The sequence below is a fragment of the Guptibacillus algicola genome (assembly GCF_020171805.1).
Classification (GTDB): Bacteria; Bacillota; Bacilli; order Bacillales; family Guptibacillaceae; genus Guptibacillus; species Guptibacillus algicola.
The window spans coordinates 154,776-177,965 of record NZ_JAIVAF010000003.1; the positions used below are offsets into that span (position 1 = coordinate 154,776).

Annotated in this window: 17 protein-coding genes; 10 read left to right on the forward strand and 7 right to left on the reverse strand. The window is 38.5% G+C overall.

Annotation, left to right across the window (positions count from 1 at the left end):
• Positions 1-1,410, forward strand: a complete 1,410-nt coding sequence (dptG, locus tag LCM09_RS08205) for a DNA phosphorothioation-dependent restriction protein DptG (RefSeq protein WP_224880504.1) — start codon at positions 1-3, stop codon at positions 1,408-1,410.
• Positions 1,391-6,739, forward strand: coding sequence for a DNA phosphorothioation-dependent restriction protein DptH (gene dptH, locus LCM09_RS08210; RefSeq protein ID WP_224880506.1), 5,349 nt, complete (start codon positions 1,391-1,393; stop codon positions 6,737-6,739). Before dptG ends, dptH begins: the two co-directional genes overlap by 20 nt.
• Before the next feature lie 45 nt (positions 6,740-6,784).
• Here the strand turns inward: dptH and LCM09_RS08215 are convergent, their stop codons facing one another.
• From LCM09_RS08215 to LCM09_RS08225, 3 genes are read right to left on the reverse strand one after another with little or no spacing between them, the layout of a single operon-like run.
• A complete protein-coding gene (locus LCM09_RS08215; RefSeq protein WP_224880508.1) occupies positions 6,785-7,156 on the reverse strand; it encodes a hypothetical protein in 372 nt (123 codons plus the stop codon).
• 6 nt (positions 7,157-7,162) lie between these two features.
• Positions 7,163-9,172, reverse strand: coding sequence for a DNA sulfur modification protein DndD (gene dndD / locus LCM09_RS08220; protein ID WP_224880510.1), 2,010 nt, complete (start codon positions 9,170-9,172; stop codon positions 7,163-7,165).
• Positions 9,172-9,357, reverse strand: coding sequence for a hypothetical protein (locus LCM09_RS08225; protein ID WP_224880512.1), 186 nt, complete (start codon positions 9,355-9,357; stop codon positions 9,172-9,174). The genes dndD and LCM09_RS08225 overlap by 1 nt, the downstream gene beginning before the upstream one ends.
• 392 nt (positions 9,358-9,749) lie before the next feature.
• On the opposite strand from LCM09_RS08225, the gene LCM09_RS08230 reads away from it, so the two are divergent.
• From LCM09_RS08230 to LCM09_RS08240, 3 genes are all read left to right on the forward strand, one after another.
• Positions 9,750-10,394, forward strand: coding sequence for a hypothetical protein (locus LCM09_RS08230; protein WP_224880514.1), 645 nt, complete (start codon positions 9,750-9,752; stop codon positions 10,392-10,394).
• A gap of 179 nt (positions 10,395-10,573) precedes the next feature.
• Positions 10,574-10,861 carry a hypothetical protein gene (locus LCM09_RS08235; protein ID WP_224880516.1) on the forward strand — a complete coding sequence of 96 codons (288 nt, stop codon included), beginning with the start codon at positions 10,574-10,576 and terminating at the stop codon, positions 10,859-10,861.
• A gap of 201 nt (positions 10,862-11,062) precedes the next feature.
• Positions 11,063-11,899 (forward strand): hypothetical protein, encoded by an 837-nt coding sequence (locus LCM09_RS08240; protein WP_224880518.1) that lies wholly within the window; start codon positions 11,063-11,065, stop codon positions 11,897-11,899.
• A gap of 102 nt (positions 11,900-12,001) precedes the next feature.
• On the opposite strand, the gene LCM09_RS08245 is transcribed toward LCM09_RS08240, so the two are convergent.
• Positions 12,002-12,379 (reverse strand): iron chaperone, encoded by a 378-nt coding sequence (locus LCM09_RS08245; protein ID WP_224880520.1) that lies wholly within the window; start codon positions 12,377-12,379, stop codon positions 12,002-12,004.
• A 450-nt stretch (positions 12,380-12,829) separates the two neighbouring features.
• Here LCM09_RS08245 and LCM09_RS08250 point away from each other — a divergent pair, with 450 nt between their 5' ends.
• From LCM09_RS08250 to LCM09_RS08260, 3 genes are all read left to right on the forward strand, one after another.
• The gene (locus tag LCM09_RS08250) at positions 12,830-13,603 is read left to right on the forward strand and encodes a metal-dependent hydrolase (RefSeq protein WP_224880522.1); all 774 of its coding nucleotides are present in this window, start codon (positions 12,830-12,832) and stop codon (positions 13,601-13,603) included.
• 59 nt (positions 13,604-13,662) lie between these two features.
• Complete coding sequence (locus LCM09_RS08255) at positions 13,663-15,327, forward strand: LAGLIDADG family homing endonuclease (protein WP_224880524.1); 1,665 nt, start codon at positions 13,663-13,665, stop codon at positions 15,325-15,327.
• 397 nt (positions 15,328-15,724) lie between these two features.
• Positions 15,725-17,083 (forward strand): SLC45 family MFS transporter, encoded by a 1,359-nt coding sequence (locus LCM09_RS08260; RefSeq protein WP_224880525.1) that lies wholly within the window; start codon positions 15,725-15,727, stop codon positions 17,081-17,083.
• A 49-nt stretch (positions 17,084-17,132) separates the two neighbouring features.
• Here the strand turns inward: LCM09_RS08260 and LCM09_RS08265 are convergent, their stop codons facing one another.
• A complete protein-coding gene (locus LCM09_RS08265) occupies positions 17,133-17,882 on the reverse strand; it encodes an SDR family NAD(P)-dependent oxidoreductase (RefSeq protein ID WP_224880527.1) in 750 nt (249 codons plus the stop codon).
• A gap of 284 nt (positions 17,883-18,166) precedes the next feature.
• Here LCM09_RS08265 and LCM09_RS08270 point away from each other — a divergent pair, with 284 nt between their 5' ends.
• Positions 18,167-19,066 (forward strand): collagenase, encoded by a 900-nt coding sequence (locus LCM09_RS08270; RefSeq protein ID WP_224880529.1) that lies wholly within the window; start codon positions 18,167-18,169, stop codon positions 19,064-19,066.
• Positions 19,067-19,133: 67 nt separating this feature from the next.
• On the opposite strand, the gene ppdK is transcribed toward LCM09_RS08270, so the two are convergent.
• The gene (ppdK, locus tag LCM09_RS08275; RefSeq protein WP_224880531.1) at positions 19,134-21,806 is read right to left on the reverse strand and encodes a pyruvate, phosphate dikinase; all 2,673 of its coding nucleotides are present in this window, start codon (positions 21,804-21,806) and stop codon (positions 19,134-19,136) included.
• Positions 21,807-22,625, reverse strand: a complete 819-nt coding sequence (locus LCM09_RS08280) for a pyruvate, water dikinase regulatory protein (protein ID WP_224880533.1) — start codon at positions 22,623-22,625, stop codon at positions 21,807-21,809.
• Positions 22,626-22,822: 197 nt separating this feature from the next.
• Here LCM09_RS08280 and LCM09_RS08285 point away from each other — a divergent pair, with 197 nt between their 5' ends.
• Positions 22,823-22,981, forward strand: coding sequence for a hypothetical protein (locus tag LCM09_RS08285; protein ID WP_224880535.1), 159 nt, complete (start codon positions 22,823-22,825; stop codon positions 22,979-22,981).
• Positions 22,982-23,190: the final 209 nt, after the last annotated feature.

Below are 23,190 nucleotides of genomic sequence, written 5' to 3' on the forward strand. Positions count from 1 at the left end.
ATGGAAGAGATTTTGAATGTAGAATATTTAGACAATCTGTTAAGAGAGAAGAATAAACACACTGTGGGAAATGCAGTGGATGTATTACCTTTTTTAACGAATAAAAGATCGAAGGTGAAAGAGAACTTACAAGGAGTAGTAGGAGAGTATATTAGGGGGATTTGTGAGGTCGATTTTAAAAAAGAAAAGAAAAAAGAGCAGTCATTAGAAGAAATACTTAATGATGAACACTATATCGTACAACAGATTATAAATAAAGTTGAATTTGAAGATGAAAATTCAGGTGATGATTTTAAACGTTTTTTGCACACATTTTTATTTAAAGACAATGACGAAATAAATCCAATCCATCCTTATCTTTTAAACTATATACCAACTGAAAAAAAATATAAAAATGAAATTGAGAAATTTGGTCAATTCCTTAAGGATGTTTTTGCAAGAGATAATCAGGTGTTGAAAAATCTATTTAACCAAAAAGATCATGATGACATTCTAACAGAACTAATTTTAAATAATATCGAACCCTTACAAGAAAATAAAGTTGAACAGAGCTCACCCCAATACGAATTAATGTTACCGAATCTTAGAAATCTTTATCAAGAAGATATGATTTTCTTGAGTAATCATAAGGAATATTTTCTTCAATCGTTTGAATTATTAACCCATTTTTATATGACAACTTATATATGTCAAATGATAATGAAGTTTGAAGGTTATGAGAAGGCAAACTATGAAGCACCATCTCCCTTGTATTTTGCTTTGGAATGGGAGTCGATGAGTAAAAGACGGAAGCCTGCAGATGAGCTAGTAGGCTTTAAATTCATTAAAGGGAAAGCAGATAACCTATTCGTTCATATAAACTCTCTTTCCTATTTGAGTCATAATCAGTTAAATGAACCTTATTCTAGTGGTGAATTTCCTGTTATAAACTATAAAGAATTATATGAAAAGGTAAAGCAAGAGGGTAAAGAACATACTCTTCTGAAAGACTTGAATAATTGGATCAAGAATTATTGCGAATGGAAAAACATAAATCTGGAAAAAATGCCTGAAACAGTTTCAGAGGCATACTCAACTATGAATTATTGTTTACGGCGTGGGATGAGTACTACTGTTTATAAAAGGTATGGAGAGAATTTTATGGATTTAATAAAAAAACGCTTTATAAAACCTCGTGGAAGTTTAGGTCATATATTAAACATTAATCATGAAATGCTCTTATTACTTACTGCAATATCTGTTAAAGATAATCGTATCCCATTAAATCAGCTTTTCGAAGAGTTCGCAAAAAGAGGGGTTATGTTTGATCGATATTCAAAGAAAGAAATTATTGCATTATTTGATTCCCTAAATATTTTAGACAAAAAAAGTGATAGTGGTGATGCTCAGTATGTCAAACCAATTTTATAATTATATAGCTGACCAAATCCTTCATCATTTTAGCTCAAGCTCCTTATCCGCTGGAGATCGCTTCTACTTGCAGCTTGATCAAGATGAAGAGATTAAGAACCTAATAAATTCCCTTCAGCAAAAGCAAAATGTGCAAAAGTTTGTGTATAAGCATGAGTTCGGAGAACCTTATGAAACGTTCTGTATTGAGATAGACAATATTCGAGTGGTAGTTGCTCATACTCATGGAAATATTAAGCCTGATTTCCTCGTAACTCTTCGAAACCAGGTAGGGGAGCAACAAGGAGTTTGGAAGAACACAGCTCTACTTAGCATAGTGTCTGAACAACTAGATTCCATCCAGGGTGGAAGCAGTGACTTGCTTAAGGAAGGAATGCCTTTACATCCAGTTTCATTATATAAAACGCTGAAATCTGATATCGAGCATAGTAGTTTGGAAAAAGTCGATCAGATTATCTTGTTAGATAACATGGAGAGTTTGATTGAAGAACAATCATTCCAACAAATCTCCTTCTTTGATTTTCAAGAGATCTTCACAATCTTAGGCAAGGGATATATGGAAGATAAGGATTATAAAGAGTTTGCCCTTTTTAAAGATCCAGACCTAGCAACGTTTACAGGAAAACAACTAGAATATAGATTAGAGGAAAACCGTGAACTGTTTGAATTTGTTAGGAAAGTTCATGATTTTGGACTAGGTAAAGATGAACTTGAAAAAAAATTCACACCTGAATTCTCAAGTAAACTATTCAAAGAAGGTTGGGAAGACAAGCCCTATCCCACAATTAAAAAAGAACATACGAAACACATTCAAATCAACCGTAAGGCCAAAGTTGAATATAAGAAAATAATTGCAGAGAAAAATTTGAAGTTGTGGGATCGTCCCCAAAGTACTTCAGCTGCTGGAAAGAGAAAAAGAAACATCATCGTATTTAATGAACAACAACTTGAAGAAATAAACCTTCAAATTTCATTCTCTTTATCAGGTAAAATTACTAGCTTAAGTAATGATTTCACTAAGTTGCACAAACTTCACTCAAACACAACTGACCTCAATGTTGCGAGATCGAATGTGAATGTCAAGATAACTCCAGAATTAAATAAGCCTACATTTACTAAATTTACTTATGCACACGATGATAAGGCGACTCTTGGTGCAGAGTTCTTAATTTTAGTATTGCCACTTAATTCAAATTTACTGGATTTATTTAGGACAAATTATTTAGTTAATATTTCAGAAGGAGTTTTGGAAATACAGTATGAAGGTTCTTCTGTCACAATAGGTCAGGGAATTAGTAGAGAACAAGAGGTTATTGAAAACGAACAATCTATTGAAATCAAGAAAGATGAGCAATTAATCTTGCTGCCTCAACCAGATGCGTTTAACGATGAGAGTAAACTTGCTCTAAAACTGCACTTTTCCGAGAATATGTTGGAACTCCCTTTATCGTTGAAAAACGAACTTCCAGAATCCACGCCAATAACAGGAGCTAGAATTTGGAAGCTGAAACGAGAAAATCAGATAGACTTTGAATTAAAGGCAAACCGCCTTGTTTTTGGAAATAGAGATTTCTATGTTCATTCAGAATACAAAGAGTATATTAAATGGGAACAATATTGGCAGGATGAAGGGTTTAGGGCAGCAAAAGTAGAGGGAGATATCCTACAACCTATTGATATTGATCTTGGTGATGAGTTACGTGAAGCTTATAGTCGTTATCTCAACTACTTTAATATAAAAGATAACATTCCAACACTTAGCTACATGAGTCCTGATTTAGAGGAACGAGCAAGAGATTATGTTGAGGCTTATTTGAGTGAAGTGAAATCTTTTAAAACTGGTGTTGAAGCAGGTAAAAAAGGAAGAGACTTATTCAGTCTCGGAACTATTTCGTCTAAACATGAACTATACTTCACACCTTACCATCCATTGATGGTGGCTTTTCAGCTTCAGTTAAAGGACTCTCTCTCAAGTGAGGAAATAGATAATAGCATTCTATCAAGGTTGAAACCTCTGGGATTAGTGCCATATATCTATAGGAATCATGATGATCTCTATAAGCCAGATCAACAAAATGCTGCTCTTGAGTGGTTAGTTTATAAGCCTGTTAGTCAAGTATCTGTATCTGATGGAAATCATTATGTGGCAAAAGTAGTTGAGGATAAATTAACTCAGTTTGAAGAGCACTTTTCTTACTTGTTTATGGGAAGTTCAAGTGCACCGTTGTTGGTTAATCTTATTAACGTTAATAACGATAATGAAATACTGAGAGGGATTATTCAGCGCCTCATTAAGCAGATAAATTCAAAAGAATTGGATCAAGTTAAGCCTATTGAGGTAACTGTTTACAAGAGAGATGCTACAAGCGCGTTTGATGTGTTCTCTAGAACAGAATCTATTGAAGAGCTTGAAACAGCACTTGATCTAAAGTTTACATCAAAAGATTTTAAACATTATGAGCCAAAAGATTTGTTACAGCTGATTCGAGAAAAGATTAAGTATTTTAAGCGAAAATTCGGTGTAGATGAATACAATTATGCACACATTTCATACTATAAGATGCAAGCTCAAGAAACTTACGCACTCCAGCCAATGAAAGATATGGTTTCTGGAATAAATCTTAATGGCCTTTATTCTTCTGTCCCATCGATGAAGGGAAATGAGAACTACCGAAATGGCTTTGGAGTGAAAGGATATTCGATTGATGAGGATAACGTATTAACGCAAACGGCTTATATGTTAAATGAATTAAGTGCCAATTTAAAGAACGGTGGTAACGATTCCTATCATAAAGGGGAAGCTATTCTTTCTAGAACTTCTACCATTGATGAAGACACTCTTTCACAAATCTTTGGGTCTTCGCACTGGGTAACGTTCGTCGATCCTAGTGTAGATTTAGATTTCTTTAATGAACACGATGATGATCTTGTTGTCATTCATTATAGTGATCAATATTCATCTTCGAGTCGCTATGACGCTATTACTGTAACTGACAAATCAGATCAGTATTTTGCGGTTGTTAAGGAGTTTCTAAATGAGAAGCAAGTTGAAGGCTCTGATGAGAACGTAATAAATACGATCAAAGCATTTAATACCTTTAACGGAGAATGGCTGTTAAGAATTATTGGGAGTAAGGGGCACTACTCAAGAGAAAAATTGAGTATTATTTCTGCGATTAAGTTCTCACTATCATACTTTGACCATCAAGATATCCTCTGGGTACCTATTTCTTTGGAAGAAATTCTTAGGGTTGCAGGGGCAGCTGGATTGAGCAAATCTGGTGGTGTCTTCACAGCTAAGAATCTAGGTGTGCAGGGTAGTCATAGTGATGATTTATTGTTAATTGGTTTGAATACTGCAGATCCAAATAATCTTAAGCTTCATTTTTATCCAGTAGAAGTGAAAATCGGAGCAAATAAGAATGATGTTGTAACGAAAGCGAAGGAACAGGTAAGGAAAACGAAATCACTTCTAAATGAAGCATTAATCGAATCAGAAGGATCTCAGTTTAACAAAAAATTCTATCGGAATTTCTTTGTACAGCTTTTCTTATCAAATGTTAAGAAACTTGGTGCAAATGACATCTGGAATGAAAAGGGTTATGAATTATCTGATGACATTATTGAGAAACTATTAAAAGACCAGTATAGGATCTCTAACGAAATTGATGAGGTCATCGGAGAGGGAGCAATTCTATCCTTCCAGCGTGATGCTTACTATCGAAGCTCAGCTATTGATGAAGGCATTACGTATGTTGGTCTGACAGAATTTGATGGTTATCAAGGGTTAGTACAGTCGATTAGTCAGATGCATGATTGGGTACAAAATAAAGAAAATGATTTTGTACGAGAAAATCTATTATCTTACCAATACAATCCTTCTCAAGTAGAGACTAGTAAGAATGAAGAAAAGGTATTAGAAAAGGTTTATGCTGGAATGAACACAGAATCAGTAGAGGCTTATGGCAATCCCAGTGATTCAATACCTTCAGAAAGTAAGCATGAGGATTCTCAGCCTATAGTATCTTCCTCCGATCAAAAAGAAGCGGTTGAAGATGACAAACGATACACAGAAGTTGAGAATCATTCGATTGAGGAAGAAGTAGTTGTCGCTCCAGTTGAAAGTGATATTGAAGAAGAGGTTGTAGATGAACCTGATGAAGTAACAGAAGTTAACGTACCTGAAGTTACGTCACCCTCGTTTGATATTGAGAAATCAAGAATCTTACTAGGTAAAGCGGAGAATTCTAATAGAGAAATCTACTGGGAATATGGAAATAAAGGGTTAGCCAACCGCCATCTATTGATATCTGGTAAGTCTGGTCAGGGTAAAACCTACTTTATGCAGTGTTTATTACTGGAAAAATCTAAGTTAGGGCTATCCAGTGTAGTCATTGATTACACTGAAGGGTTTTTACCAAATCAGCTAGAGCCAGAATTTGTCGATTATTTAGGTGATAAGCTGAAGCAAAAAATCGTTTATAACGAGAAGTTCCCAATTAATCCTTTTAAGAAAAACGAAAGAGATATTGGTGGAATTAAAATTCCTGAATCAAACACAGATATTGCAGAACGAATTAAAAGTGTGTTTTCATCGGTTTATAGTAGTTTAGGAATCCAACAGTTGAATTCTCTTTATGAGGCAACATTAAATGGATTAGAGCAGTTTGGTGAAGACATGAGCTTACTTCATTTGAGAGATATGTTGGAAGAGGCAGGTACCAATTATGCTAAAACAACATTGTCCCAAATCCGTCCATTAATTGATCGGAATCCATTTACCCATGAGAATTCGATAGACTGGAAAGATGTATTAAACGATAACGGTGAAGTGTATGTGATTCAATTAACTGGATATCCAAGAGACGTTCAGCTTATGATTACTGAATTTATTCTTTGGGACTTGTGGAACTATACTATCCGATTTGGCAGTAAGAACAATCCACTTCCAGTTATTATGGATGAAGCGCAAAACCTTGATCATACTGAGAAATCTCCTTCTGCTAGAATTCTAACAGAGGGCAGGAAGTTTGGTTGGTCTGCATGGTATGCGACGCAGTTCCTGAAATCTCAACTTGATACAGATGAATTAGCTAGACTTCAGAATTCTGGGGAGAAAGTATATTTTTCACCTCCTGAACAAGAAATCTCGAGTATTGCTACTAGTCTTTCAAACGATCAGCATGAAAAGAAACAGTGGGAGAAGAAATTATCTGAGCTGAAGAAAGGACAATGTGTTGTACATGGTCCAATACAAACAAATGGCGGAGAATTATCTAAGCCAGTCGTTACAGTAGTTGATATTCTTCCATTACAGGATCGAATGTAAATATAAAAGTGTCTCATTAGTTTCTACACTAATGAGACACTTTTTTTAATTTAGTATGGTTATTTGATAATCTTCCATAGAAGTTAGGTCATCAATTTCGGCTTTAATGATTCTCAATCCAGATTCAATGAAAACTAATAAGTATTCTTGAATTTCGTCGTCATTTAACGGTTTAGAAAGTTCCTGGATAATTAGATGCTTGTATAAGAGGAATTGCTTCCCTTTTATGACGTTTTCGGGGATGGTCCATTTTGGTTTGTTGTCTTTAAAGTCATTGGAAACATGTCCATTAGCTTTGGATATTCCTTTTGCAATAGCTAAGTTGATTCCAAGTGGACGGTCAATATCAATTTGATCACAAAGTTGATCAAGAATTTCTTTGCCAGTCCCAGATAAGCTCAGTTTTTTGTTACCCAATTATATTCACACCTTTATTAAGTCAAAGTACCCTTTTCGAATGACCGTGTACTTTTTATCTTCGTCATAATCTAGCATATATTGTTTGTGAGAATGTTCTTTCATGAAGTCAACATAGTCTTTTGTGATCTCTGTGTCTGTAGATAAGATAATGACTTGTTCACTTAATTCTTTGTAATAATGGTTAATCAAATGGTTTCGATGGAAACTATCCAATCGACCAAGTGGTGTATCAATTACCATCGGAAGAGACAAATCAGATGCTTTTGTTAATGCCCAGATAAGTGCAGAAGAAATCATTTGCATTTCTCCTGCGGAGCGATCCTGAATACTGATCTCCTGCATTTGATCACTATATAACTTAACAGTATAAGAGCGAATATCGAATTCAATCTTTCCAAATTCGTCTTTTTTCCGGAAGAGTTTTGTTAGCATATTGCTGAATTCTTCTTTAATATAATTAGCCTTAAGTTCTGTCATTTTCTCGATATAACCACTGACTACATTATATAACTTCTTAACTGTCTCAAGCTGGTTGACTACATCCTCATAATCACTACCTTGATCCTTAAGCTTTGTAAGCTGACTTGTTAATGCAGTTCTTGATTCAGTAGCTACCTTTAATTTTCTTCTGGTAGACTTAAATAGAACTTCTTTTTCACCAAGGGACCTGGTTAAATCGTCGATTTGTTTGTTCTCATTTGAGATATCTACTGACTCAGGAGCGTTCCTAAGCTCAGATTCCAAGCTTTCCAACTGATTTGTTAACCTATCAATTTCTGTAAGCTTAGAGGAATATTTCTCTGAGCTGTTCGATTGAATGTTAGTAAGGTAGTTAAATGTATTAGTAGAAAGGTCGTGAAGTTCTTTTGCTTCTTGTTCGACTTCCTTAATGTCATTGTCCTTCATCCAAATGCCTTCACCAATTTCTTTGATTTGGTTTAATTGTTGTTCATTTAGAGGAGGGTCAATTGGTTCACTCAATAACTTGTTAATAAAGTCATGGTAAGGCGTAAGGGAAGCGCTTGCGATTACTCGCTTGTTTTTTAACGCTTGTTCATTTCTTAACTGCTTTTTTAACGTGTTAATTTTCGAGTTAAGGATGGTATTGACGCCTTCATTCAAGAAAAGGTTACGAAACTCAGTTTTCATATTTTGTAACTTAGCATCTATCGATGATTGGCGTTTGATTAACTCTTCTCTTGATCTAGAATTGTTTTTCAGTTTATTGTTACGTTGATTCTTCACTGTTTCAATCTGACTCTTTAGTCCATCCAGTTCTTTACTTCTTGTTTCTTTCTTTTCCCGTAAAGTCTTGATTTCTTCTTCAACTTTCTCAAGTTCGTTATTAATGTTTGAAAGCTTTGATTTACTTACTGACCTAGACAAGTCCTGTTCAAGACTGCGTATTATCTTATCTAAATCATCTAATAACTGGTTGTATGCTTGCATACCAGTGATTTTATGGATAGCTTCAGTCATTTCGCTGCTGTTTTGTCTTAAAATGATATCTTTGATTTCTTCACCGTCAAAAATGAAGAATGGAGCTGAATGATAAGGAATTATCTTATCGATAAATCGGTTATACACTTCAATGTTATCGATTTGTACCTTTTTACCTTGTCTAATACCTGGTCTTTTAACGAGAATTGAACGCTCTTCGTGAGTCAGTCTCTTGAGATAGTCAAAGCCCCAACGTACTTTTAATTCCCATTCTTCTTTTTGGTCGGTTTCCAACACCAATGTAACAGAGCAAGAACGACCGCCTTCTTCAAAGAATGTGTTATTAATGACGTTTGAGAACAATCGCTTGTGTTCACTCTCCGATATGCCTCTCTTACCAAACAAGACATACAAAATGGCCTTTAAAATAGTGGTTTTCCCAGCTCCGTTCAAACCACCTAATAAGATAATGTTTTTGCCTTTTTCACGTTCTTCAGGCGGAATGTAAAGATCTACATCCTGAAGTCCATAATAAGTTTTATAGTTATCAAAAACGAGCTTCTTTAAAAGCATTAGCTATCCCTTCTTAAATGAAAGTCTATTAAATCACTATATTCTTTTCGACGAGCTCGATCAGAAACATTTTCATAAGACATTTTTTCAGCTTGTCTAATAATTTGATAAACACCTTTTGTGTTTAAATTATTTTCTTTGCATAGTTCATTCAGTATTTCTAATTCTTTCTCTTTAATTTTCATCCTTTAGACCCCTTAATATAAAAGTATATCTATAAAACATTTTACTATAAAATAGGAGCTAGATCCAAGGTAGATACAGGATTTGTAAGAAGTACCATTAATAGACCTATCAGATAAAAGGATAATAAAAAGATGTTCTAGCAGATGCAAGAGCATCTTTTTATAGGATTAGAAGGGGAAGAATTAGCAATCACAATCCATAAAAACAGTATAAATTTTGAAAAAAACTCTAAACATTCATGTGATAATTGCCGATGGGAATATATGTATCATTTCTAGGTGGAAAGTAGCGCCCTTTGCTTGAGAATGAATTTTTATTCGTGCGCAAGAAACTTTTTCTAGAAATCTTATGTTAAATACTTATTACTTTTTATGTGGGGTGTAATCATGTCATGTCAAAAGAAATTAAACTAAAAATCATGGTCAATACCTCATTATTAAGACCTGGGACACTTCTTCACAGAATCAAGGTTCAGAATATTGAAATCGGGAAGTTGGATGTAGTTGGAACCTTTTACAATCTGACCCTTGAAAAACAAAACAAGAACCAAAAAATACATTTCAACATATTAATTTCAAGTAATTTAATTAAGCAAAGTGAAAACTTTGAAAGAGAGAATCTTACATGTGTTTTCCACAACAGAGGTTTTGACATTTCTATTAAGCGAACTATTGATATAGATTCAATTTCGAAGGTTAGTGGTTCTCAGGTTATAAAATATTACCTTTCTATGGATGACGTAAAATTCACAGTAAAAAATTATATGTCAATGAAGTATTACAAATCTATTATCGTTTATGAGGCACAAGCTAGTGTGAGAAAAGACAAAATGAGTAAAACAAATTCATTAACAAGTCAAATACATAAAAAAAAGCGAACTAACAAAAAAGGTCTCTCAATTGCTGAATTACGACAAAGAGATTTTTATTATGCTGACGAATATACATATCCCTACTCGCCAAACTCTGATAGTAAGAGATCTAAGCATGAAACACTTGGAGGTACCGGATCCAATATGTATCGAAGGCGAAAGTGAAACGTAGATAAGCATCGAAGGCCTTATTAGTATATGTTGTGTCATCTCTGCATCGAATATCAAAGAGAAGAGTCAGGGAGAATAGAGAGTCCAAGGGATAGGGTTCTTTCCCACTAAAAGCTGAAAGCGATGAGGTAAATATTTAATTCAATCTTTGCTGGTATAACTCACCTGTCCCTATGTTCCTACCGGTCGATGACAAGAAATTGATTGACCGCATTCTTGAAGGAGCAGAGGAGAGCGGAAAGCGACGCTGGTATAAGGGAGGATCCACGGCGTTTACGCTTACTTCGGCGCTGTATCATCGTAATGGTGAAGATTCTGTCGCGCTGTCGGTGTTCATCCAAGATGAGAAGCGTTATGAGTTGTTGTGGATTCGAAATGTCTTTCATGATTTTTTGAAGGCGTTGGTGGAAGATCGAGCGTTTAGGGAGAAAGCAATAGATAAGTTAGGAAATATGAACTAGATGGTCTGGCATTATGCCGGACCATCTTTTTTTTGCCATGGAAGTAGCTTTCATCTTACAAAACATACTGGTACTTGTAAAACAGGTAATGGAGGTGAAAGGTATAAAGAACTATTTTATCCTTTGAATCCATGAGACCTGCATTTTCGTTGGTGAGGTACATAGCTTTAATAGAGCTATGGTGGAAGGAGGAAGTGGTCGTTGAAAAAAACGCTCGTTGTTTTGCTTATTGTTGTACTAGTTGGAGTGGGAGGGTTTGCGGTTGATCAGTTTTTAGATGATGAATCAGTACCTGCGGTGTCTGAGGTCGAGGAAAATGAGCGAGTGGAAGAGGAAGCGGAGGAAACCTTAGAACCAGCTGTTGAAGTAAAGCCAAGTGACTTAACAGGCAAGTGGACCCGAAACATCCTCCATTACACGGGACATCTCAACATAATAGACGTAACGGAAGAGCGTTTTCGATTCACGCTGAATGTCATCGCAGGTGCGAATGTTGGGGGTATGGAAGGGGAGGCGGTGATTTCAGGGGACAGTGCAACATTCAAGACATCCGAAATCGATTGTGAGCTTACGTTTCATTTTTCAGAGGACCTCATCACGATCGAACAAAGTGATGAATGCATGAGCTGGGGTGGAGTCGGAACGTTCTTCAACGGAGAGTATGAGCGAGGGGATATGAAGGTCGAGACAGATCTAATCGAGCAAGGCGTTCTATCTGAAGAAGAAGATCACCTTTTTAGAGAAGTGGTAGGGGACGACTATGAGCTTTACTTAAGTAATTTCAATGTCTATTCGGAAGTTGAAGATACCGATGGCCTCGAAACAACAGTGAAAAAAGGGTTTGTGAGAGGAATCGCCGCTTCAAATGGCGGAATCATCATGATCAACGAGGAGTATGTCTATGCTGCTGTGACGGACGATGATGTGATTCGTTATCACTCAAATGATCCGGTGTATAAAGGGAAGTTGCCGGTAACGATTTCGGAGTGGGTAGATGAGATGGTGATAGATGAGGTTGTGATGGAGAGTGAAAGCTAGAGAAGTTTTACTTATGACCAATCCAAAAAGAAGAGCCTGGAGGCATGGTGCCATTCCAGGCTCTTCGGTATCATCCGACGTTAGTGCTGCAGCTCTACACAACTAACAAGATACGTCTTTGCCAGCCTTCCATGTTTCAATCGTTTTCTTCACAAAATCCTCAAGGCCACTTTCTTCTAACTTCACAGATTTTTTGATGCGCACACAGCCCTTACCATAGTCCAACCCGTTAAGGAGCTGTTTGGCATTCTCGATTTTCTCTACATTACCTACATACAGACTAACGTAAGATTTCTGTGCGTTTAAATGAAAGAGATTGAACGACTCATCTCCGTAACAAAGCATTTTGTATTGAATGCCTTCTTTAAGTTCAGGTCCGTTTTGTAAAATGAACTGTCTGATCTTCATCAGCTTCTCTTTTCTCCAATCATCTGCTAGCGCTTCGAAATATTGTTCTGGTGTGTCCACCTCGTATTGCATTGGTAATCCCCCTTTTCAGTAGGCTTTTTCCGGTAATTTATGAATACTTGTCATACTGTATTTTACCTAAAAGAACCACAGAAGTCTTCTTAGAAGGTAAGAAAGTTTAGAGAAGCTGATGAAGTGATGAAACGAAATCCTTTTTCAATCGTATAAAAAGTAAATCAACGATCAAAAGGTGGGGTAGCGTGGATACTGCTTTCTGGATTGCTGTTTTCTTTGTGCTCTTTCTAGCGATTAGTAGTTTCCGGAGGAAGAAGAAGTAGTTGTTGTATTTTATTTTCATATTTAATGGAACAAACAAATCACTAAAGGACGATCCAGGAACGCTCAGAAAATTGAGCGTTTTTTATTATGACTTGATGGAAGGTTTAGATCGAAGCACACCGAAGTTTTATTAAGTGAAATGGGATTTTCAGTATGAAGGTATGAATCAAAGGAGGAATTTGTATGAAACTCACTCGTCTTGGTCATGCGATGTACTTGTTCACAAGTAAAGGTGGAAGGCGGTATTTGGTCGATCCTTTTTTTGATATGAATCCAGGTTGTCCGGATGCCTATCAAACTGAGGGATTTATTAAAAGTATCGATACGGTGTTTTTGACGCATGGGCATTTCGATCATGCAAGCGGGCTTGAGAAAGTGCTTGTACATAATCCGGAGTGTACCGTAGTGGCGCAATATGAACTTGCGATGGTTTTGATGCAAGAAGGTGTTCAGAATGCTTACCCACTCAATTTCGGTGGAACGCTTCAGCTAGATGATGTGGCAGCAACGATGGTACAGGCGAAGCATACTTCGAGCTACAAGGAAACAGAAGGAACGCCGATATATGCTGGGGAGTCGGCAGGTTATGTATTTACTTTTACAGATGACCATACCGTCTATCATTCAGGAGATACCGCGCTCATGATGGATATGAAGCTGATCCAGGATGTGTATGAACCGAACATCGCGATTCTGTCATCTTCCGGTCAATTTACCATGGGACCTAAGGAAGCAGCGTACGCGGTGAAAAATCTATTGAATGTGGAGACGGTGATTCCTAGTCATACCTTTCCGACAAAAGAATCAGCTGCACAGCCTGAAACGCTAGAAAAATTGTTAGATGCGTTTCCTGTTGTTCAAAGCATGATGGGGAGAGATGATGAGCTGGCACATGAGTTGGCGGGAACGAATACGAAGGTTCTGGTGATGGGGTACGGGGAAGAAGTGGTGTTGTAATCCTTAGATGTCACGACTGTAGCTGTTAAGAGTGCATCTTACCAAAATGGAGGGAGAGTATGGCCCTAAAAGATCTTCTTACCAAAGACCAACTACACTGTTTATACCACGAAGAGAAATTATCAATTAGAAAAATTGCTAAAAAATATAATGTTACGGATATGACTGTTCATAATTTGATGAAAAATTATCAAATTCCTCGACGAAGCCAAAAGGAAATGAAGGTGAGTTTATCGCCGAATGATTTAAGGTTAAAGATTAGTAAAGAAGATTTAAAGGAACTTCACTACAATCAAGGGCTGACACAACGAGAAATTGCAAAAAAATATAGTGTCCATTATGCCAGTATATGCAAATTATTCAAACGCTATGAATTGAAAGCTATATCTAGTGGTGAGAGAAGGTTTAGAGCGCTAAACGAACTTACAAGAGAGGATTTAAATTTTTATTATATCGAAATGAAAATGAGCACAATAGAAATTGCAAAAACCACTGGAATTAGTCACAATTCTATTATTAGGGCATTGAAACATTATAAAATACGAATTAGAAGCAAGAAAGAATACTCTCGACTCTACCATGATAAAAAATTGCCATTCAAATTGGAATTCTTTAAAAAACCTTCAAAGGATTTATTTTATATATTAGGCTTATGGGCAGCTGATGGAAATGTAAGCAAGAATTGTTGCTCTATTGCTTTAAAAGATAAAGAAGTGATCGAATGGATTGTTAATATTATTGATTATCAACTGCCGATTAGAGAAAGAGATCTAAGTAAGGAAAACCCTAATTATTCAATCTCTTACTCCATTGGTATCACACATCCAGATGTTGTATCAATCTTTGCACAATACGGAGTAGTCAAAAATAAATCATTAACGATAAAATTTCCTACACATATCCCCTCTAAGTATATGAGCGATTTTATTCGAGGAGTATTTGATGGGGATGGAAGTGTGAGTATTGGGAAAGAAAGAGGACAAAAAGTTAGTATCGGCGGTGCCTCCAAGCCTTTTATCCAAGAGTTATCCCGAACTGTTGGCAGCTACATGAAAGAAGAATATAAAATAGGGGTTAGCCAAAAAAGTAGACAAAGCCCATATTATACATTTCAAATCAGTGACTTAAATAAAATTAAACAGTTTGTCTTATGGTTGTACGGAGATAATTTAAATAACTTTGGTATGGAAAGAAAGAAGAAAAAAATGATACAGTTATACAATACAAATTACGTAGATCGATTTGGAGATATTGACTTAACATTGTTTGAGACCCTGACGCCTAAATCTACATTCCTTCTTGGAGTTATTGCTGCGAAAGGAAGAATTGACCATAAAAGGTCGAAACTTACATTACGCTGTAGTGATGAGGAAAAGCTTAAGCATGTCTCAAATTTGCTTTCATATAACAATAAAATCTATCAGGGAAACGATAATAGTAAGTTCATATCTACAATGAATGCAAAATTAATCTCATTAATAAGCCCTTTTTTAAATCCTGGAAACCCCATACAGCCAAACTTACCGGAAAGATTCATGCCTTATTTTATAGAAGGGTACAATTACCTCCCTCGTAGGTTTGGTTTCTATGTAGACAAAGATGAATTGGAAAGGCTTCGCCCTCATTATAGTAATAAGCAGCTAGCCGCCCATTTTTGTGTAAGCTTGTCGGTAATAAAGAGCAGATTGAAGACATACGGAATCACCAAAGATTCAAGTATTTAGTATTGTAAACAATAACTACATCAATTTATTATCGTCTAAATGTAATTAAGAACGATTGATGAGATCTCGAAAACCTATCAAGTAATCAAAGCGATTCTGAGATTTGAGAGAAAGTAATAGTTCGGTTCTGGTGTCAGGTGTGGGCTTGGCACCTTTAATATGCTTTTTTTGAGTTCTACATTTAAATTTTGTGCAAACGGTTGCTTAACTGCTGTGCTTTGGTATATACTGTGAAAGTATAATTTTCCAGTGAAGCTAAAGGATAGATTCATTGCACGCAGTCAGTCGATCAATGTGGAATTAAGCTACTTTTTTAATCTTTAATGCAAGCGATTGCACAAATCTATAATAAACACATTTCGTTTCGCAGCTGTTCGTGCACGTACAGGAGGTAATCATGCTAGAAGAAACAGTAGAACAAACCAATGAGCAACGCTATCAAAAGGAATTACCATTCCTCCCGATCACTACGATCTGGTTGATCAGTTTCGGGTTTTTAGGTGTACAGATGGCCTTTTCATTACAAAGTGCCAACATGGGGCGGATCTTCCAAACGATCGGTGCCGATCCACATAACTTAGGAATCTTCTTCATCCTTCCACCTCTGGCAGGGTTAATCGTTCAACCCTTAGTAGGGTACTTCTCCGATCGGACATGGATGCCGAGGCTCGGACGACGAATTCCGTATCTTTTAGTTGGAGCGGTAGTTGCGGTCATCGTGATGTGTTTATTGCCAAACTCCGGTAGTTTTGGATTTAGTGCCGTTACGGCGATGACGTTCGGTGCGATTGCGATTCTGTTTATGGACCTCTCGTCCAACATGGCGATGCAGCCGTTTAAGATGATGGTAGGGGACATGGTCAACAAGGAACAAAAAGGATTTGCGTATTCGATTCAAAGTTTCCTATCGAACAGTGGGGCAGTACTTGCGAGTATTTTTCCGTTTGGATTAACGCTGCTTGGTGTATCGAATAGTGCACCAAAAGGAGTCGTGCCACAGTCTGTTGTCATTTCATTTTACGCTGGTGCAGTGATCCTCATCGTATGTAGTTTGATCACGGTCATCAAAGTCCGTGAGTATGATCCGGATGAGTATGCGATGTATCATGGCATTACGAAGGAATCGACGAAGGAAAAAGTAAACCTTTTCAAATTACTTGGAAGCGCTCCAAAAGTGTTCTGGACAATCACGCTCGTTCAGTTGTTCTGTTGGATGGGATTCCAGTATCTATGGACATACGGAACAGGCGCAATTGCGCTTAACGTGTGGAATACAAGTGATCCGTCTAGCCCCGCGTATCAAGAAGCAGGGAACTGGTTCGGAATTATGACAGCGGTTCAATCGATCGGCGCAGTTGTTTGGTCGCTCGTCCTTTCAAAGATTCCGAACAACCAGAGAAAGCCATACTACGCGATCAGCTTATTGCTCGGTGGAATCGGATTTGGGTCCGTCTTCTTCATTGGAGATCAATGGACGTTGGTGCTCTCATTCACGCTGATCGGAATCGCATGGGCAGCGATGATGACGTTCCCGTTCACAATCTTGACGAACGCGTTGAAGGGAAGCAACATGGGTACATACCTTGGCCTGTTTAACGGAAGTATCTGCTTGCCGCAAATTATCGCGTCACTATTAAGCTTCGTTCTATTCCCGTTGATCGGATCATCAATGCCGTTCATGATTCTGATTTCAGGTATCCTGCTTGTGCTAGGTGCACTGTCGGTACCTGTTATTAAAGAGACGTATGCGAAATAAAATTTTGAAACAGAGAAAGAGGATGCCGCGATGGCATCCTCTTTTTAAGTTACTTCGTATTCGTAAACCCGCCATCAATGCGAATCACTTCGCCGTTGATATATTGTGCTTTTGATGTGAGAAGGAAGGCGACGAGCTCAGCTACTTCTTCTGGTGTACCTAAGCGTTTCTGTGGAATGCCGGCCTCTGCATTTTCTTTCATTTTCGGATTGTTGTCGTAGAATTCTTTTACCATCTTTGTTTCTGTTGGACCTGGAGCGATGGCGTTTACGCGCAGGCCGTCTTTCGCGTACTCAGCGACCATGCTTTTCGTTAACCCGATAATGCCGTGCTTTGTCGCAGAGTACGTGACAACAGAATCCTGTCCAATTACACCGGCGCTTGAAGCGGTATTGACGATGGAGCCGCCGCCATTTTTCAACATTACTTCTGCGACATAGCGAACTCCGTAGAGAGCACCCATGAGGTTGATGCCGACGATCTTCTCAATTTCACTGATTTCTGTATCGAGGTAATATTCACCGCTCCCAGAAATCCCAGCATTGTTAAAGAAGTAATCAATCGATCCAAACGCCTCAACGGTTTTGTCCACATAGTTCTTGACCTCTTCCACTTTTGAAACGTCCGCTTTGATGAAGACTGCATCCGCCCCCTCTTTTTTCACGAGGTCGACCGTTTCGTTTCCACCTTCTTCATCGATGTCGACAACAGCGATGTTCACTGCTTCTTCTGCTAAACGAAGGGCAGTGGCTTTTCCTAATCCACTACCTCCACCTGTAATAATGGCTGCTTTACTCATGTATGAAACCTCCCGATTTGTTGTTAGTGAGTGATGGGTATTGAAATAAGTTTCCCTTACTGGAACCATTCAAACAAATGAATGTAGACTTTGTTACTATGGACTGAACCTATCCTTTTTATACGAGATTGGATCGGACAGAGGGACAAGTTTTCGTACCCGTATTTTTATGTAGAAGCAATATAAAGGAGGATGCTTTAAATGCATCCTCTTATTGAATGTTACATAAGAATTGTCCCTTTTTATGGTACGATTAAGGAGATAAAATGAACGAGAGGTAACCTATGAAGCCAACTGTAAAAATAACGCTCATTGTCATCTCAAGTATTCTTTCACTCTTTCTGTTGCTCGTCTTAGTAGCGGTTATCCTGTTAGATCATTTTCTAGAATATAAAGCAAGTGAGCCTGTTTCTTATTCTCAGGCTGTCGAAACGGTCTTAACGTTTAACTATGAGGGAGAATCCGAGAAAGAAGCGAAGAGCACGAAAGAAAGCATGGCGTACGGAAACGTAACGGTTTATGTTGATGATCAAGATACTGACCTTTTCCCAGTAATGGAGGAAACACTTGATAAAGCGAAATCTTTAAACGAGCAACTATTAGGTGAAATAAAGGAAAGAAACGTCGATCTCCTCCTGTTTAGTGATCAAGAAGAATTTGAAAGAATGAGTGATCTAGAAAATGTGAGTGGCTACTATCAAAACTTTGGGATGCTCATAGGTGTACGAGTCGATGATAAACAGGGAATCTTAGAGCGGAACGAAGGGGCGGCTTATTTCTTTGAACAGGCAATTCTTCACGAATACACGCATTATGCATTTGATAGAAAAGTAGAAATGGCTGGACACGGGCTTCATTCTTATCCCTTATGGTTTCAAGAAGGGGTGGCAGATTACATAGCAAACGACGGGACAACAGTAGAACCATGGAACTTTGACCTCGTCCCGTTCGACCAACTCTGCACGCACGAACAGTGGCGGGATGCAAGGAAGCGAAAGATGACAGACGTATATAGGCAGAGCTACTTCGCCGTTACACATGTGATTGAAGAGAACGGTGAAGACGTGATTAAAGAGATTATTAAAGCGACGAGTGAGTCAGGTGATTTTGAAAGTAGTTTCATAGACGTAACAGGGTTAACGTATGAAGAGTTAGTTGAGGAGGTAGGGGAGCTTGAGAGGTGATTCTCAGCGAAACCCACTAAGTAAAGGAGCACTTACTAGTTGCTAGTAAGTGCTCCTTTTTTCGATATTAATTATACTGATGTTCTTTTCGATTGCTCTCCTCATGACGAATTGTAGCCTGTGCAGCTGCAAGTCTTGCGGAAGGAACGCGGAAAGGTGAGCAGCTTACATAATCGAGTCCGAGCTCGAAGCAGAAAGAAATCGATTCTTTCTCACCGCCATGCTCTCCACAAATGCCTGTTTTCAAGGTTGATTTCGTTTGTCTGCCGAGCTTCACGCCACTTTCGACTAGTTTACCAACACCATCTTGATCGAGTGAGACGAATGGATTTTTCGGTAGAACGTCGTTTTCCACATAATGTTGGAGAAACTTGCCTTCAGCGTCATCACGACTAAATCCATACGTTGTTTGAGTGAGATCGTTCGTTCCAAAAGAGAAGAAGTCTGCTTCTTCGGCAACCTGGTCAGCTGTTAGGGCAGCACGAGGCGTTTCGATCATCGTTCCGATCAGGTAGTCGAAATCTTGACCTGTTTCTTCTTGAAGTCTATTCCCTATGTTGAGCACAAGTTGACGCATTTCTTTTAGTTCGTTCACATGGCTGACGAGTGGAATCATGATTTCGGGTTTCACACTTATTCCTTTTTTCATTACGTTCGACATTGCATTAAAGATCGCTATCACTTGCATTTCATAGATTTCAGGGTGAATCATTCCTAAACGACAGCCGCGGTGTCCTAGCATCGGATTTGATTCTTCTAATACTTTTACTTTTCGTAGAAGATTTTGCTTCTCTTTTAGCTCGGCTGAGTCTGGATCTGTTAGTTGAAGCTTTGTCACCGCAACGAGAAGTTCATCTTTGTCTGGTAAAAACTCATGTAGAGGTGGGTCTAATAAACGTACCGTGATCGGATGACCCTGCATCGTTTCAAAGATTCCCTCGAAATCCTCTTGCTGCATAGGAAGGAGTTTATCAAGCGCAGCCTTCCGTTCTTCAGTCGTTTCAGAAAGAATCATATCGCGTACTGTAGGAATACGCGACGCATCCATAAACATGTGCTCTGTACGACAAAGGCCGATTCCTTTTGCGCCGAAATCGAGTGCTTTCTTTGCATCGACTGGGTTATCCGCATTGGCTCTTACGTGCATCGTTGCTTCTTCATCTGCCCAGCGAAGCAGCATGAGGAAGTCGTCGGATAGCTCAGGTTCGATCATCGGAATGTCACCGAGGAAGATGTGACCTGTTGAACCATCGATCGTAATCGTATCCCCTTCATGAACCGTCGTTGCTCCTACCATGAATTGTTTTGCCTCTAGGTTGATTTTCAATGAATCACATCCACAGATACACGCTTTACCCATCCCTCTCGCGACAACCGCCGCATGACTTGTCATGCCTCCGCGGCTCGTAACGGTCGCCTGGGATGCCACGATGCCATGAATATCATCAGGTGTTGTTTCAGGACGAACGAGGATAACTTTTTCTTTATTCTTTGCTCGTACCTCAGCTTCATCCGCATCAAAGACAACGGTACCTGTCGCTGCACCTGGGGAAGCTGGTAAGCCTGTCGTTAACACACTGCTCTTATGGTCAGGGTCGAGTCTGTGATGCAGAAGCTGACTGAGCTGATCAGGATCGACGCGTAGGAGGGCCGTTCGCTCATCCATAATCTTTTCTTTTACCATCTCAACCGCGATTCGAATCGCTGCCTGAGCCGTTCGTTTCCCTGTGCGTGTTTGGAGGATAAACAGTTTTCCGTTTTCCACCGTAAATTCGATGTCCTGCATATCTTTGTAATGGTTTTCTAATAGATTACAAGTCTCGACAAATTGTTGAAACACATCAGGCATTTCATTTTGTAGGGTGGAAATCGGTTGAGGCGTACGAATACCTGCAACGACGTCCTCGCCTTGCGCGTTGATTAAGTATTCTCCGTAAAGCTTCGACTCACCGGTAGATGGGTTGCGTGTGAACGCAACTCCTGTACCCGAATCTTCTCCCATATTTCCAAATACCATACTTTGAACATTAACAGCTGTCCCAAGATGACCTGGAATATCGTGAAGGCGACGATACAGAATGGCACGCTGATTGTTCCAAGAATCAAATACCGCATCAATTGTAAGGAAAAGCTGTTCCTTTGGATCTTGAGGGAAAGGCTGCTTCGCTTCTTTACGGATGATGGATTTATATTCTTCAATGATGACTTTCCAATCTTCGGCTGATAGTTCTGTATCAGATTCGTAGCCTTTACTTTCCCTGTAGTCTTCTAAATGGTGTTCAAAATGGTAGTGAGCGACATCGAGCACAACACTGCTGAACATTTGAATAAAGCGACGGTACGAATCATATGCGAAACGAGGGTTGTTCGTTAGTTCAGCCATACCTTTTACAGTATCATCGTTCATTCCAAGGTTAAGAACGGTGTCCATCATGCCTGGCATGGAATGAACGGCTCCTGAACGTACAGAGACAAGAAGCGGGTTGATCGGATTTCCAAATTGTTTGTCCGTTTTGTTTTCAAGTTTCGTAAGGGCTTCTAATACTTGAGCTTTGACTTCAGATGAGAGGGCCTTTCCTGCATCGTAATAGTCTTTACAAGCATCTGTCGTAATCGTAAAACCAAACGGAACGGGTAACCCGATGCGGGTCATTTCCGCTAAGTTTGCTCCTTTACCACCAAGAAGTTCCTTGCCGCCGTTTTTCGAATGATCAAATAGGAATACAAATTTGTTGTCCATTTATATCAAACTCTCCCTTTTTTGAATGATGGATAAGATAATATCAGCTGTCTCTTCAATCGCTTTATTCGAAACATCGATCACAGGACATCCGATTCGTTTCATAATGTTTTCAGCGCTGGTCATTTCATCAAAAATTCGTTCGAGTGATGCATAATTGGCTGAGTTCGTTAATCCGAGACTCTTCAATCGTTCTTTTCGAATTTCATATAGCTTCTCAGGTGAAATCATGAGTCCAATGCATTTTTTCCTCGGTACGTTAAAAAGTTCTTCTGGAGGTGGGACTTCTGGAATGAGCGGGATATTCGCTACTTTATATTGCTTGTTGGCTAAATACATCGAGAGAGGAGTCTTCGATGTTCGAGATACCCCAACGAGAACGATGTCTGCGTTCTTGAGTCCCCAGACTTCCTGCCCGTCATCGTATTTCACCGCAAACTCAATCGCTTCCACCCGTTTAAAATAGTTCTCATCTAGCTTTCGCATTTGACCTGGTTGACGTTGAGGCTGCATATTAAATTTCTGGGTGAATGCGTCCAAGAGTGGCTGCATTAAATCAACCGCAATCACGTCTTCCGCTTCGGCACTTTCGTCTAAATAGTGCTTTAAGTCTTCTAAAACGATGGTGTACGCAATGATCGAATGATTGTACTTCGCAACAGTAATGACATTGTTAATATCCTGTTTGTCTTCTACATAAGAAAAGTGCTTAATATAGACTTCCTGCCCGAAAAACTGTGTGGCCACAGCCTTTACTAGAATTTCAGCTGTTTCTCCGACTGAATCTGATACGACATATACGGTCTCTTTATTCGTCACGATCAAACTCCTTCTCTTTTAAAATTCAGCGCCTTGGGTGCTATGTAGCGACAAAATACGTTAAAATTCAACAATATAACACACTATTCGTTTTTGTTCGTTAAATGTGATGTACTAATTAATTTATAGTATAACATTATTGGTGGTTTTGTGTACCTAAAAAGTAGGGATGGATGATAAGGCTACCCTTTCTAGTCATGTTAAAGATGCTGTTTCAAACCATCCGATTGAGAGTGCATCAATTAGCTCTCTCAACGCTCACCACCAAATTCGAAAAATCTCTTGGATCGTCTGATGAACAAGGGAATTATGGGATTCAAGTCGAATCAGGTGAGAATAGGAATATTGTATTTTAATCAGTAAGAGTGGTTATATACCTGTTGAAAATCAAAGCATTACATTAGAAGTAATCGAAGAAAAATTCCTTGAAACAATTCTGCAGATTCCAAGTGAGTATAAAGGAAGAACGGGCGGGGTTATAAAAGGACATGTATATTATAAGGCATATAATGGAGGAATGATTCCTAGGGCTCTCATATAGTAAGAGAATTTTTCAATGCGAGGT